Origin of the sequence: Geodermatophilus sabuli (genome assembly GCF_900215145.1) — a bacterium.
GTDB classification, from domain to species: Bacteria; Actinomycetota; Actinomycetes; order Mycobacteriales; family Geodermatophilaceae; genus Geodermatophilus; species Geodermatophilus sabuli.
In genome coordinates this window covers 91,891-105,115 of the sequence record NZ_OBDO01000013.1, presented here as the reverse complement: position 1 = coordinate 105,115, position 13,225 = coordinate 91,891, and the positions used below count along the sequence as shown (strand labels likewise).

Here is a 13,225-nt window from a genome sequence, read left to right as displayed (position 1 = left end):
CCCGCTCCCCCTCAGGGGACGGGCCTCGTCGCACGTGTGTCGCGGTGTGTCAGGTGACGCTGACGCCGATCGCCAACCCGATCAGGTAGGTGATGCCCGCCGCCATCCCGCCGAACAGCAGCTGCCGCAGCGCGGCCGACCACCAGGACCGCGGCGTGAACCGCGACGACACCGCACCCGCGGCGGCCAGCCCCACCCCGCCGCACAGCAGCGCCACCCACAGCAGCGAGGCGCCGAACAGGTACGGCAGCAGCGGGACCACCGCGCCCGTGGCGAACGTCAGGAACGACGACACCGCCGCGGTCACCGGCGACGGCTTGTCCTCGGGGTTGAGCCCCAGCTCGGCGACGACGTGCAGCCGCAGCGCGGTGTCCGGGTCGCGGGACAGCTGCCGGGCCACCACCGGGGCCAGCTCGTCGTCCACCCCTCGGACGCGCAGCATCTCGACCAGCTCGGCCAGCTCGCCGTGCGGGTTGCGCTCCAGCTCCCGGCGCTCCTTGGCCACCTCGAGGTCGAGCTGCTCGTTCTGCGTCTTCACCGAGGTGTACTCGCCCAGCGCCATCGAGATCGCGCCGGCGACCAGGCTGGCCACACCGGACAGGACGATCGCCCGCGGTGCGGCGCCACCGCCACCCACGCCGGCCACCAGCGCGGTGTTGGTGACCAGCCCGTCCATGGCCCCGAAGACGGCGGCCCGCAGCCACCCACCGGAGACGTCGGCGTGGGTGTGCTCGTGCGCCTCCGCCGCCGGCGACTCGCCGGCGGCGCTCACTCCTCCGCCTCGGCGCCCAGCTCCACCGACGGCTCGAGGGACGGCGTCGGCACGGCCACGCTCGGGACGCCCAGGAGCACCCCGTCCTCCTCAGCCCTCGCACGCTCGGGGCGAGCCTCGGGACGCGGCCCCAGGTCGGCCGCGGCCAGCTGACCGCAGGCGCCGTCGATGTCCTGACCGCGGGTGTCGCGGACCGTCGTCGGCACCCCGCCTGCGCGCAGCCGCGCCACGAACTCCCGCTGGGCCGGCAGCGGGCTGGCGTCCCAGGGGCTGCCCGGCGTCGGGTTGAGCGGGATGAGGTTGACGTGCGCCCGGCGCCCGGCCAGCAGCCGGCCGAGCAGGTCGGCCCGCCCCGGCTGGTCGTTGACGTCGCGGATGAGGGCGTACTCCACCGAGTAGCGGCGCCCGGTGCGCTCGGCGTACGCGTCGGCGGCGGCGACGACCTCGGCGACCTTCCAGCGGGTGTTGATCGGCACGAGGGTGTCGCGCAGCTCGTCGTCGGGCGCGTGCAGGCTGACCGCGAGCGTGACGTTGAGGCCCTCGTCGGTGAGCCGCCGGATCGCCGGGACCACGCCGACCGTGGACACGGTGATCGACCGCTGGGACAGACCCAGCCCGTGCGGGGTCGGTGTCACCAGGGCGTCGAGGGTCTTGCGGACGCGCGCGTAGTTCGCCAGCGGCTCACCCATGCCCATGAAGACGACGTTGGACAGCCGCCCGGGCCCGCCGGGGATCTCCCCGTCCGCCATCGCCGCCGCGGCCGCGACCGCCTGGCCGATGATCTCCGCGGCCGACAGGTTGCGGGTCAGGCCGCTCTGCCCGGTCGCGCAGAAGGGGCAGGCCATGCCGCAGCCGGCCTGACTGGAGATGCACACCGTGGCGCGGTCCGGGTAGCGCATGAGCACGCTCTCGACCAGCGCGCCGTCGTGCAGCCGCCACAGCGTCTTGCGGGTGCGCCCGCCGTCGGCGGACTGGTGCCGCACCGGCGTCAGCAGACCGGGGAGCAGCGCGCCGGTCAGCGCCTCGCGGACGGCGGCCGGCAGGTCGGTCATCCGCGCCGGGTCGGTGACGCCGCGGTAGAAGTGCCGGGCGAGCTGGTCGGCGCGGAACGCCGGCTGGCCGAGCTCGGCCACCACAGCACGGGCCTCCTCGCGGGTGAGGTCGGCCAGGTGGCGCGGGGGCTTGCCCCGGCGGGGGGCGTCGAAGACCAGGGGCAGGGCAGTCATGGCGCCTCCCATGCTCCCACTAGCCTCCGGCGGGTGACGGACGCCGAGAGGGATCTCACCCTCCCCGAGCCCGTGCTCGACACCGTGGGCGTCGGCCCGTGGGAGGGGACGTGGCCCGAGGACCCCCGCTACGACCCCGAGCTGCTGGCAGCCGGCGACCGCCGCAACGTCGTCGACCGGTACCGGTACTGGACCGTCGAGGCCATCGTCGCCGACCTCGACGCCCGCCGGCACCCGTTCCACGTCGCCATCGAGAACTGGCGGCACGACCTCAACATCGGCACGGTCGTGCGCACCGCCAACGCGTTCCTGGCCTCCGCCGTCCACGTGGTGGGGCGCCGGCGCTGGAACCGGCGCGGCGCGATGGTCACCGACCGCTACCAGCACGTGCGTCACCACCCCGACGTCGGCACGCTGGTCGCCTGGGCGCGGTCCGAGGGGCTGCCGCTGCTCGCCGTCGACAACCTGCCCGGCGCCCGGCCACTGGAGACCGAGCCCCTCCCTCGCGCCTGCGTGCTGGTCTTCGGCCAGGAGGGCAGCGGGCTCACCGACGAGGCGCGGGAGGCCGCCGACGGGGTCCTCTCGATCGCCCAGTTCGGCTCCACCCGGTCGATCAACGCCGGGGTGGCCGCCGGCATCGCCATGCACGCGTGGATCCGCCAGCACGGGATGTGAGGTCGGGCGACGCCGGGCGCCGGTGAGCAGTTCCGGGTATCGGTGCTGCTCATCCGCGCACACCGGCCTGGGTCATGCCACCCTCTCCCGTCATGAGCCGTCTGTCCGAGATCGACCTCGACGCGCGCCTGTCCAAGTCCGACGCCACGAAGCAGCTCGCCGCGGCGCAGCGGCGACTGGTGCACCTGCGTCTGCTCCTCGGCGGGCAGCTCGGCACCGGCGAGCTCGGTCCCCCGCTGTGCGTGCTGTTCGAGGGCTGGGACGCCTCCGGCAAGGGCGGGGCGATCAAGCGGCTGGTCGAGGAGATCGACCCGCGGCACGTGCGGGTCGCCCAGTTCGCCGCGCCCACCCACGACGAGAAGCGGCACCACTTCCTGTGGCGGTTCTGGCCGGTCCTGCCCGGGTGGGGAGGCATGGCCGTCCTCGACCGCACCTGGTACGGCCGGGTGCTCGTCGAGCGGGTTGAGGGCTTCGCCCCCGAGGACGCCTGGCAACGGGCCTACGCCGAGATCGTCGACCTGGAGACCACCCTCGCCGCCGAGGGGATGATCATCGTCAAGTTCTGGATGCACGTCTCCCCCGACGAGCAGCTGCGCCGCTTCGAGTCCCGACGCCAGGACCCCTACCGCGCGTGGAAGCTCACCGACGAGGACTGGCGCAACCGCGAGAAGCGGGACGCCTACGAGGCCGCCGTCGAGGAGATGCTCGACCGCACCGATCACGAGGGCGGGCGCTGGCACGTGGTCGCCGGCGACGACAAGCGGTCGGCGCGCGTGCAGGTCGTGCGCACCGTCTGCGACGAGGTCGAGGCGGCCCTCGCCGCGGCCGGCATCGACCCCGACCCGCCCCTCCCCGGGGCCGCCGCATGACGACGCCGCCGGTGCTGGTGCACCTGGTGGAGCCGGCCGCCTGGCGTGCCGCGCTCACCGAGGGCGCGCTGCGGCCGCCGTCGCTGGCCGACGCCGGCTTCGTGCACCTCTCCGCTCCCGAGCACGTGCACCGGCCGGCCGGCCGGCTGTTCCCGGGACGTCGCGACCTCGTGCTGCTCGTCGTCGACCCCGCCCGGCTGGAGGCCCCGGTGCGGTGGGAGCCGGGCACCGCGGAAGACCCGCCGGACCTGCGCTTCCCCCACCTGTACGGCCCACTGCCCACGTCCGCCGTCGTCGCGGTGGTGCCGTGGCGGCCGCCCGTCCCACCGGTCCTCCCGGCGCCGGACGACGCGTTCGGCCGGGCGCAGGCGCTGCAGACGTCGCTGCAGGTGCGGCGGGCCGCCGAGGTCCGGGACGTGCCCGGTGGCGTGGCGGTCGCCGACCCGCGGTTCTCCCACTCCCGCGACGACAACACGGTCGTGCTCACCACCCAGGTCGACGCCGCCACCGTCGCCCGGACGACGGCCGCCGTGGCCGCCGAGCTGGACTGGCCGGTGGCCGCGGCCGCGCTGCGCTGGCCCGGCGCGGGACCGGTCGCCGCCGAGCTGGCCGCGGACGGCTGGGAGGCCACCGAACTGGTCGTGATGGCCCGCGAGGCGGCGCCGCTGCCCGGTGGGGACGCGGCGGAGGTGGTCGACCAGCGGGCGCTGCACGCGCTGTGGGACCGCTCCTGGCGCCGCGGGCTGCCGCCCCTGCCCGAACTCGACGAGGTGGTGGCCCAGCTGATCGGCCGGGAACACCGCACCGGCACCGTGGTCGCCGTCCACGACGTGGCCGTCCGCGCGGCGGGGCGTCCGGTCGCCGCGGGTCAGCTCCGGGTCGACGGCGCCACGGCGGCCGTGGAGGCGATGATGACCGAACCGGCCGCCCGCGGCCGCGGGCACGCCGACGCCGTCCTGGCGCGGCTGGTCTCCCTGGCCGCCGGGGCCGGTTGCGACCTGGTGGTGCTGGAGGCGGACGCGGAGGACTGGCCGCGGCACTGGTACGCCTGCCGCGGCTTCCGGGTGGTCGGGTCGGTCTGGGAGGTCGTCGCCACCCGCTGACCTGCGCTCAGACCGGGGCGACCCAGGCCAGCAGCAGGTACGCGACGGCCGCCGAGGGCAGCAGTGAGTCCAGCCGGTCCATGATCCCGCCGTGGCCGGGCAGCAGGTTGCCCATGTCCTTGATCCCGAGGTCCCGCTTGATCAGGGACTCCCCCAGGTCGCCGATGGTCGCGGTGACCGCGAGAGCGGCGCCGAAGAGCACCCCACCCCACCAGGGCGCGTCGAGGGCCAGGGTGACGACCGGGGTCGCGATGAGGACACAGGCCAGCACCGAGCCGGCCATGCCCTCCCACGACTTCTTCGGGCTGACCGACGGCGCCATGGGGTGCTTGCCGAACAGGACGCCCGCGGCGAAGCCCCCGACGTCGTTGCCGACGACCGTGGCGATGAACAGCAGCACCCGGGCCGCGCCGTCGTCGGGGACGAGCAGCAGGACGGCGAAGCCGGCCAGCAGCGGCACGTACGCCGCCACGAGGACGCCGGCCGAGGCGTCGCGCAGGTAGCCCTCCGGGCCGTCACCGAGCCGCCACAGCAGGACCGCCAGCACGGTGAGCAGGAAGCCGACGACCAGGCCGGAGGTGCCCCGGGTCCAGGCCAGGCCCAGCATCGCCACCGCGCCGACCAGCACCGGGGCCAGCGGGGCGCGGGCGCCGCCCGCCTCGAGGGCCCGGCCGAGCTCGACGATCCCGACGAGGATCGCCGCCCCGAGGACCAGCAGGAACGCCGGACGGTAGACCAGCAGCGAGACGAGGATGACCGCGCCGAGGCCGACGCCGACACCGATGGCCGCGACCATGTCGCGGCCGGCGCGACCGGACTTCCTCGCCCCGGGGACGAGCACCGCTCCGATCGACTCGGTGGTCGACGTGGGCACCGGCGCCTCGACCGTGGCCGGTGCGCCGGTGGTCGGGGCCTCCCCGGTCGCCGGCGCGACAGCGGCCGGGGCCTCGACGGTGGCCGGGTCGTCCGCCGGCTCCGCGGTGGGCGGCGCGGGCACCGGCGGCCGGGCCGTGCGCACGTCGGCGCCCCGCCGGGACGACGGCGGGGCGGGCTGCCGGCCGACCAGCGGGATCGGCCCGGTATCGGGATCGGGTGTCATGGGTGGTGGAGCGACGGTGCGGCTCAGACCTCGAGCAGCTCCGTCTCCTTGTTCTTGACCGCCTCGTCGATGCCGTGGACGTGCTTGGCGGTGAGGTCGTCGAGCTCCTTCTCCGCGCGGCGCACGTCGTCCTCGCCGGCCTCGCCGTCCTTGGCGATGCGGTCCAGCTCCTCCTTGGCCCGGCGCCGCACGTTGCGGATCGCGACCTTGGCGTCCTCGCCCTTGGACCGGGCCATCTTCACGAGGTCCCGGCGGCGCTCCTCGGTCAGCTGCGGGAACACCACGCGGATGATCTGGCCGTCGTTGGTCGGGTTGACCCCGAGGTCGCTGTCGCGGATGGCCTTCTCGATGGCCGACAGCTGGCCGTTGTCGTAGGGCTTGATGACCGCCATGCGCGCCTCGGGCACCGTGATCGACGTCATCTGCGGCACGGGTGTGGGGGTGCCGTAGTAGTCGACCAGGATCTTGTTGAACATCGAGGGGGCGGCGCGCCCGGTGCGCACCGAGCCGAGGTCCTCCCGCGCGACCGACAGGGCCTTGTCCATCCGCTCCTCGGCGTCGAGCAGGGTGTCGTCGATCACGGGTCTCTCCTCCTGGGGCGGCGGAGGATCTCCGCCGCGGGTGTCGCGGGTCTGCGGGGTGCGCCCGCCGGGTCAGGCCGGGTCGCTGATCAGCGTCCCGATCTTCTCACCTGCCACGGCGCGGGCGATGTTGCCGTCGCGCAGCAGGTTGAAGACCACGATCGGCATCCGGTTGTCCATGCAGAGGCTGATCGCCGTCGCGTCGGCCACCTTGAGCTGCTTGGCCAGCACGGTGGCGTAGTCCAGGTCGTCGTACATGACGGCGTCGGGGTTGTGGCGGGGGTCGTCGTCGTAGACGCCGTCCACACCGTTCTTGCCCATGAGGAGCACCTGGCACTCGATCTCCAGGGCCCGCTGGGCGGCCACCGTGTCGGTGGAGAAGTACGGCATGCCGGCACCTGCTCCGAAGATGACCAGGCGGCCCTTCTCCAGGTGCCGGATGGCCTTGCGCGGGATGTAGGGCTCGGCGACCTGGCCCATGGTGATCGCCGACTGCACGCGGGTCTCCAGACCCGCCTTCTCGCAGAAGTCCTGCAGGGCCAGGCAGTTCATCACCGTGCCGAGCATGCCCATGTAGTCGGCCTTCGTGCGGTCCATGCCGGCCTGGGACAACTCGGCCCCACGGAAGAAGTTGCCCCCGCCCATGACGACGGCGACCTGGGCGCCCTTGCCCACGACCTCGGCCAGCTGCGTGGCGATCCCGCGGACGATGTCGGCGTCGACGCCCACTCTCCCGCCGCCGAACGTCTCGCCCGACAGCTTGAGCAGGACCCGCTTGTACCCGGCCCGGTCGGCCGGCTGGAAGGCGGTGGGTGCCGACAGCGGCACGGCGGCGGTGGTGGTGTCGGTCAAGGTCCATCCCTCGCTCGGTGGCGGTTCACCTGATCCTGCCGCATCGGTGCGCGACACATCCCCGCGGGCGGGTACCCACGGCAGACGCCGGACAGACCACCGGCCCCGTCCCGGGATGCGGGACGGGGCCGGTGGTGGTCCCGCCGCGAGCGTGCGAGCGGTGGGGCCGGCAGCGGGGTCGTTCCTCAGGCCTGGCCGACCTCGAAGCGGACGAACCGCTCCACCGTCAGGCCGGCCTCGTCGACGATCTGCTTGACCGTGCGCTTGGGCTCGGTGATCGACGGCTGCTCGAGCAGGACGAAGTCCTTGTAGTAGGAGTTGACCCGGCCCTCGACGATCTTCACGATCGCCTGCTCGGGCTTGCCCTCCTCCTTCGCCGTCTGCTCGGCCACGCGACGCTCGGTCTCGACGGCCTCCGCCGGGACCTCGTCACGGGTGAGGTACCGCGGGCGGGCGGCGGCGATGTGCATCGCCAGGCTGCGCGCGGCGTCCTCGCTGCCACCGCTGTACTGCACGGCGACACCGATGGCCGGCGGCAGGTCGGTGGCCCGCTTGTGCAGGTAGGTGGCGGTGGTGCCCTCGAAGACGGCGAACCGGGAGATCACGAGCTTCTCGCCGATGCGGGCCGACTCGGCCTCGATCAGCGAGGCGACGGTCTGGCCGTCGACCTCGGTGGCCAGCAGCGCCTCGACGTCGGCCGGCTTCTGCGCCAGGACGACGTCGAGCAGCCGCTCGGCCAGCGTGACGAAGTCGGCGTTCTTGGCGACGAAGTCGGTCTCGCAGTCGAGCTCGAGCAGCGCGCCGTCCTTGTTGACGACGACGCCGTTGGTCGTCGAGCGCTCGAGGCGCTTGCCGACGTCCTTCGCGCCCTTGATGCGCAGCAGCTCGACGGCCTTCTCGTAGTCGCCGTCGGCCTCGGTGAGGGCCTTCTTGCAGTCCATCATCCCGGCGCCGGTGGCGTCGCGGAGACGCTTGACGTCGGCAGCGGTGAAGCCAGCCATGTCACTTCCCTCTGTGTCTGGGGTGGGGTGTGCTGAGCGTGTCTGGGGTGGGGTGTGCTGAGTCGGTGAGGACCCGGGCGACCGGGCCCGGACGTGCCGGGGCGCCGTCCCCCGCTGCTCGCGGGGGACGGCGCCGCGCGATCAGCCGTTCTGGGCGCCCTGGGTGCCGGTGGTGGTGTCGCCCGTGGCGGGGACGCCCTCGACGGGGGCGACCTCGGTCGCGGCGACCTGCGGCCGCTCGGCCGGGGTCTCCGGGAGCGGGGTGGCCTCGGCGGCCGGCGCCTCGGTGGCCGGCGCCTCGGTGGCCGGCGCCTCGGTGGCCGGAGCCGCGGCGGCGTCGCCACCGGTGAGCAGCTCGCGCTCCCAGTCGGCCAGCGGCTCGTCGCCGCCGATGGCCGGCTGCTCGCCGGCCTCACGACCGGCGTTGGCCTGCGCGGCCGAGCGGGCCATGAGGCCCTCGGCGACGGCGTCGGCGATCACACGGGTCAGCAGGGCGGCGCTGCGGATGGCGTCGTCGTTGCCCGGGATCTTGTAGTCGACCTCGTCGGGGTCGCAGTTGGTGTCGAGGATCGCGACGACCGGGATGCCCAGCTTGCGGGCCTCACCGACGGCGATGTGCTCCTTCTTGGTGTCCACGATCCAGACGGCGCTGGGCACCTTCTGCATGTCGCGGATACCGCCCAGGCTGCGCTCGAGCTTGGCCTTCTCGCGGCTGAGGACCAGCTGCTCCTTCTTGGACAGGCTGACCAGCACGCCGGTCTGCTCCATGTCCTCGAGCTCCTTGAGCCGCTGGAGGCGCTTGTGCACGGTCTGGAAGTTGGTGAGCATGCCGCCCAGCCACCGCTGGTTGACGTAGGGCATGCCGACGCGCTGTGCCTGCTCGGCGATGACCTCCTGCGCCTGGCGCTTGGTCCCGATGAACAGGATCGAGCCGCCGTGGGCGACGGTCTGCTTGACGAACTCGTAGGCGTTGTCGATGTACCCGAGCGTCTGCTGCAGGTCGATGATGTAGATGCCGTTGCGCTCGGTGAAGATGAAGCGCTTCATCTTCGGGTTCCAGCGACGGGTCTGGTGCCCGAAGTGCACGCCGCTGTCGAGCAGCTGCTTCATGCTGACGACTGCCATGGTCGCAGCCTTCCTGTGTGCGCGCGGCCGCCGGGCGGCCACGCTCCTCGGTTGTCGCGGGCACCGGGTGGTGCACCGCCCTGGCGTCCGGGCGCCACACCACCCCGCGGGAGGACCGTGGGGACCGAGGTGGCGACCGCCCCGTCGTCGGGCGACGGGGATGAGGACGCGCGAAGTCGACCCGCACGAGACGGGTCGCACCGAGCAGCATACGCCCCGTCCGCGGTGGCCCTCCCCAGCCGCCGGGCCTGTCCACAGCCCGGCGATCCCGGCCCGTTGCCGCCCCGGTCCGCGGCAGGGTCGCCCCCGTGCGCGTCCTGACCGTCGTCCTCCTGGTCACCGCCTGGCTGCTGGCCCCGGCGGCCGCTCTCGCCGAGCCGGTACCGCGAGCTCCCGCGCACCTGTGGGTGCGGCCGGTCGAGGGAGCGGTGACGCGGCCGTTCGACCCGCCGCCGGACCGCTACGGCTCCGGCCACCGCGGCGTGGACCTGGCCGGCTCCCCCGGCGTGCCGGTGCTGGCCGCCGGCGACGGCGTCGTCGCCTTCGCGGGCACGGTGGCCGGCCGGCCGGTGGTCAGCGTCGACCACGCCGGGGGCCTGCGCACCACCTACGAGCCGGTCACGCCGGGCGTGGGCGCGGGTCAGGCCGTGCCGCGGGGCTCCCCCATCGGCGCGCTGGCCGAGGGGCACGCCGGGTGCCCGGCCGCCGCGTGTCTGCACTGGGGGCTGCGGCGCGGCGAGACCTACCTCGACCCGCTGTCGCTGCTGCGCCCGCCGGAGGTGCGGCTGTTGCCGATGGGCGCAGCGGCGTCGTCAGCCGGGGTCGACCCGTGACGTGGCCACTGCGACCGGTGCGGCCCGAGCACCTCGCGGGCCAGCTCGGCCAGGGCGGCCCGGTCCTCGGCCAGGGCGGCGCGGCCGGCGTCGGTGGCGCGGTACAGCCGTCGGGTCCGGCCGTCGACGACCACCTGCCGAGAGGTGAGCAGCCCGTCGGCCTCCAGCCGGTGCAGGGTCGGGTAGAGCGTGCCGGGGCTGATGCGGTAGCCGTGGCGCGCCAGCTCCTCGGTCATCCAGGCGCCGTGGATCTCCTCCTCCTCGGCGTGGTGGAGGACGTGCACCCGGATCACACCCCGCTGGAACTCGCGCACGCCCGTCTCCTGTCCCCGCCGTGGAGTGACGACGCCGATGTCGGTTCCGCGAGCCTAGGACGGCGCGGGCACGCAGTGGTGGGGCGGCGCGAGCTCCCGGCGAGGTCACCTGGCGGCGAGGCGCAACCGCGTGGCGCGGTGGACGATGCCCACGGCGAAGACGGTGACGCCGGCGATCACGGCCTGCCACGGCAGGGTGGCGACCAGGACCACGCAACCGAGCCCGCCGATGACCTGCAGCACCCGGGGGAAGCGACGGTGTTCCCGGTCCTGGGTGAACGCGGCCGCGTTGGCGACGCAGTAGTAGAGCAGCACACCGAAGGAGGAGAAGCCGATCGCGCCGCGCAGGTCCACGGTCAGCACCAGCAGGCACACGACCGCGGCCAGGACGAGTCCGGCGCGGTGCGGCACGTGGAAGCGGGGGTGCACCGCCGCCAGGTAGCCCGGCAGGTCCCCCTGGCGGCCCATCGCGAGGGCGGTCCGCCCCACGCCCGCGATGAGCGCGAGCAGTGCGCCGAGGGCCGCCGCTGCCGCGCCGACGCGGACGACCGGCGCGGCCCACCCCCAACCGCTCCCGTCGACGGCGTCGACGAGCGGCCGGGACGTGCCGGCGACCCCCTCCGGGCCCAGCGCCGCCAGGACCGTCACCGCCACCATCCCGTAGACGACGACGACGATGCCCAGAGCCACCGAGATCGCGCGCGGGATGGTCCGCGCGGGATCGCGGACCTCCTCGCCCATCGTGGCGATCCGTGCATAGCCGGCGAAGGCGAAGAAGAGCAGGCCGGCCGACTGCAGCACCCCGTGGGCACCGCCGTCCGGCGACGTCCAGGTCGCCACCCGGTCGATGTCGGCCCCACCACCGAGCAGCGTCGCCGTCACCGCGACCGCCAGCGCGGCCAGGACGACGGTGAGCACGATGCGGGTCAGCCCCGCCGTGCGGGTCACCCCCCGGTGGTCGACCGCGGTCAGGCCCATCACCGCGGCCACCGCCACCGGCCGCCGCCAGGCCTCCGGGGCGGTGTACGCGGCGAAGGTGAGCGCCATCGCCGCACAGCTCGCCGTCTTGCCGACCACGAACCCCCAGCCGGCGAGGAAGCCCCACCAGTCCCCGAGCCGTTCCCGCCCGTAGACGTAGGTGCCCCCGGAGGTGGGGTACTGCGCCGCCAACTGCGCAGACGCCGTCGCGTTGCAGTAGGCCACCACCGCTGCGACCACCAGTCCGATGAGCAGGCCGGCACCGGCAGCCTCCGCCGCCGGGGCGAACGCGGTGAACACGCCGGCCCCGAGCATCGACCCCAGACCGATGACGACGGCATCCGCGGTGCCCAGTCGGCGGGGCAGGCCGGGTGGAGTGGTCACGGCGGAACTCCTCACCGACGGTCGTCACCGCCATCCCCACCGACACGGTGGTCGGCGCGGCGATGTCGGTTCCCGATGTCGGACAACGATACCGGGGTCGCGGCGCGAGGAGGCGCTCCACACTGCTGCCATCGACACCACCACTCACCGACAGGAGGACGAGCCGTGACCGCATCCGACGAGTACGCGAGCGTCCGGTACCTCGTCACCGACGTGCAGGCAGCGATCGACTTCTACACGAGCCACCTGGGCTTCCGGCTGAACACGAGCGCGGCTCCGGCCTTCGCCGACGTGGTCCGGGGTCCGCTGCGGCTGCTGCTCTCCGGGCCGGCCAGCTCCGGCGCCCGCGCCACCCCGGCCGATGCAGGGACCGCGGGCCGCAACCGCATCCACCTCGTCGTCGGGGACCTCGACGCCGAGATGGCCCGGCTCCGTGACCAGAGCCTGACCTTCCGCAGCGACGTGGTCGCAGGACCCGGCGGACGCCAGGTCCTGCTCGCCGACCCCGACGGGAACCTGATCGAGCTGTTCCAGGCGGCTCGCCGGCCGGAGGCCGCCCCCCTGACGGCCTGAGCGGTGCCGTCAGGCGATGTCGGCGAGCTTGGTCCGCAGGTGCAGGACGGCCTTGGTGTGCAGCTGGCAGATCCGGCTCTCGGTCACGCCGAGCACGCGGCCGATGTCGGCGAGGGTGAGGCCCTCGAAGTAGTAGAGGCTGACGACGACCTTCTCGCGCTCGGGCAGCTGCTCGACCGCGCGGGCCAGCAGCTGGCGGGCCTCCCCGTGCTCGGCCATCGCCTGCGGGTCCAGGGCGCTGGTGTCCTGCAGGGTGTCCACCAGCCGGGGCGCGCCGCCCTCGTCGTCGGAGAGCAGCTCGTCGAGGGCGACGACGTTGACCAGGGAGAGCTGGCCGAGGAACTTGCGGACGTCCTCGACGTCCATGTCCATCTCCGCGGCCACCTCCTCGTCGGTCGGGCTGCGCCGCAGCCGGCTCTCGAGGGTGGCGACGGTCCGCTCGAACTGGCGGGCCTTCATCCGCACCGAGCGCGGGATCCAGTCGGTGCTGCGCAGCTCGTCGATGATCGCGCCACGGATCCGCGACATCGCGTAGCTCTCGAACTTCACCTCGCGGGACGGCTGGTACCGGGTGATCGCGTCGATGAGCCCGAACGTCCCGTAGGAGACGAGGTCGGCCTGCTCGACGTGCGCGGGCAGGCCGCTGCCCACGCGGCCGGCGACGTACTTCACCAGCGGCGCGTAGTGCAGGATCAGCCGGTCCCGGAGCCCGGGGTCGCGGTCGGCGACGTAGTCCGCCCACAGCTCGGCCAGCGCTGCGGCGGCGTCGCCGTGGGTCTCGTCACGCCGGTGGACGGTGGCCTCGGGCACGGTCGCTCTCCCGACTGGTCGGAGGCCTGC

15 protein-coding genes are annotated in these 13,225 nt (G+C 74.1%); 5 read left to right on the top strand and 10 right to left on the bottom strand.

Annotated features, from left to right (window positions below; translation table 11 throughout):
• Positions 1 to 49: 49 nt before the first annotated feature.
• Positions 50 to 772, bottom strand: coding sequence for a VIT1/CCC1 transporter family protein (locus tag CRP39_RS24035; protein ID WP_097208917.1), 723 nt, complete (start codon positions 770 to 772; stop codon positions 50 to 52).
• Entirely contained in the window at positions 769 to 1,998 is a 1,230-nt protein-coding gene (gene rlmN, locus CRP39_RS24030) for a dual-specificity RNA methyltransferase RlmN (protein WP_097208916.1), read from the bottom strand. The genes CRP39_RS24035 and rlmN overlap by 4 nt, the downstream gene beginning before the upstream one ends.
• Before the next feature lie 33 nt (positions 1,999 to 2,031).
• Here rlmN and CRP39_RS24025 point away from each other — a divergent pair, with 33 nt between their 5' ends.
• The 3 genes from CRP39_RS24025 to CRP39_RS24015 all read left to right on the top strand — a co-directional run bounded on the left by CRP39_RS24025 (position 2,032) and on the right by CRP39_RS24015 (position 4,645).
• A complete protein-coding gene (locus tag CRP39_RS24025) occupies positions 2,032 to 2,673 on the top strand; it encodes a TrmH family RNA methyltransferase (RefSeq protein WP_097208915.1) in 642 nt (213 codons plus the stop codon).
• A gap of 92 nt (positions 2,674 to 2,765) precedes the next feature.
• Complete coding sequence (locus CRP39_RS24020) at positions 2,766 to 3,542, top strand: polyphosphate kinase 2 family protein (protein WP_097208914.1); 777 nt, start codon at positions 2,766 to 2,768, stop codon at positions 3,540 to 3,542.
• Positions 3,539 to 4,645: a GNAT family N-acetyltransferase gene (locus tag CRP39_RS24015; protein ID WP_097208913.1), complete on the top strand. Its 1,107-nt coding sequence runs from the start codon at positions 3,539 to 3,541 to the stop codon at positions 4,643 to 4,645. The genes CRP39_RS24020 and CRP39_RS24015 overlap by 4 nt, the downstream gene beginning before the upstream one ends.
• A 7-nt stretch (positions 4,646 to 4,652) precedes the next feature.
• On the opposite strand, the gene CRP39_RS24010 is transcribed toward CRP39_RS24015, so the two are convergent.
• The 5 genes from CRP39_RS24010 to rpsB all read right to left on the bottom strand — a co-directional run bounded on the left by CRP39_RS24010 (position 4,653) and on the right by rpsB (position 9,303).
• Positions 4,653 to 5,744, bottom strand: a complete 1,092-nt coding sequence (locus CRP39_RS24010) for a phosphatidate cytidylyltransferase (protein WP_097208912.1) — start codon at positions 5,742 to 5,744, stop codon at positions 4,653 to 4,655.
• A 23-nt stretch (positions 5,745 to 5,767) separates the two neighbouring features.
• Positions 5,768 to 6,325, bottom strand: coding sequence for a ribosome recycling factor (gene frr / locus CRP39_RS24005; protein WP_097208911.1), 558 nt, complete (start codon positions 6,323 to 6,325; stop codon positions 5,768 to 5,770).
• A 72-nt stretch (positions 6,326 to 6,397) separates the two neighbouring features.
• Complete coding sequence (pyrH, locus tag CRP39_RS24000) at positions 6,398 to 7,177, bottom strand: UMP kinase (RefSeq protein WP_260180482.1); 780 nt, start codon at positions 7,175 to 7,177, stop codon at positions 6,398 to 6,400.
• A gap of 185 nt (positions 7,178 to 7,362) precedes the next feature.
• Positions 7,363 to 8,178 carry a translation elongation factor Ts gene (tsf, locus tag CRP39_RS23995; RefSeq protein ID WP_097208910.1) on the bottom strand — a complete coding sequence of 272 codons (816 nt, stop codon included), beginning with the start codon at positions 8,176 to 8,178 and terminating at the stop codon, positions 7,363 to 7,365.
• Between the two features lie 141 nt (positions 8,179 to 8,319).
• Positions 8,320 to 9,303, bottom strand: a complete 984-nt coding sequence (rpsB, locus tag CRP39_RS23990) for a 30S ribosomal protein S2 (protein ID WP_097208909.1) — start codon at positions 9,301 to 9,303, stop codon at positions 8,320 to 8,322.
• Positions 9,304 to 9,611: 308 nt separating this feature from the next.
• Between rpsB and CRP39_RS23985 the strand changes: the two genes are divergently transcribed.
• A complete protein-coding gene (locus CRP39_RS23985) occupies positions 9,612 to 10,136 on the top strand; it encodes a M23 family metallopeptidase (RefSeq protein WP_245854080.1) in 525 nt (174 codons plus the stop codon).
• Here the strand turns inward: CRP39_RS23985 and CRP39_RS23980 are convergent.
• Positions 10,046 to 10,450, bottom strand: a complete 405-nt coding sequence (locus CRP39_RS23980) for an Rv3488 family transcriptional regulator (RefSeq protein ID WP_097208907.1) — start codon at positions 10,448 to 10,450, stop codon at positions 10,046 to 10,048. The two genes, CRP39_RS23985 and CRP39_RS23980, sit on opposite strands and share 91 nt — an antisense overlap.
• Before the next feature lie 105 nt (positions 10,451 to 10,555).
• Positions 10,556 to 11,812: an APC family permease gene (locus CRP39_RS23975; protein ID WP_097208906.1), complete on the bottom strand. Its 1,257-nt coding sequence runs from the start codon at positions 11,810 to 11,812 to the stop codon at positions 10,556 to 10,558.
• A gap of 165 nt (positions 11,813 to 11,977) precedes the next feature.
• Between CRP39_RS23975 and CRP39_RS23970 the strand changes: the two genes are divergently transcribed.
• Positions 11,978 to 12,385, top strand: a complete 408-nt coding sequence (locus tag CRP39_RS23970) for a VOC family protein (RefSeq protein ID WP_172442610.1) — start codon at positions 11,978 to 11,980, stop codon at positions 12,383 to 12,385.
• A 9-nt stretch (positions 12,386 to 12,394) separates the two neighbouring features.
• Here CRP39_RS23970 and whiG read toward each other — a convergent pair whose 3' ends face one another.
• Positions 12,395 to 13,195 carry an RNA polymerase sigma factor WhiG gene (gene whiG / locus CRP39_RS23965; protein WP_097208904.1) on the bottom strand — a complete coding sequence of 267 codons (801 nt, stop codon included), beginning with the start codon at positions 13,193 to 13,195 and terminating at the stop codon, positions 12,395 to 12,397.
• Between the last annotated feature and the right edge of the window lie 30 nt (positions 13,196 to 13,225).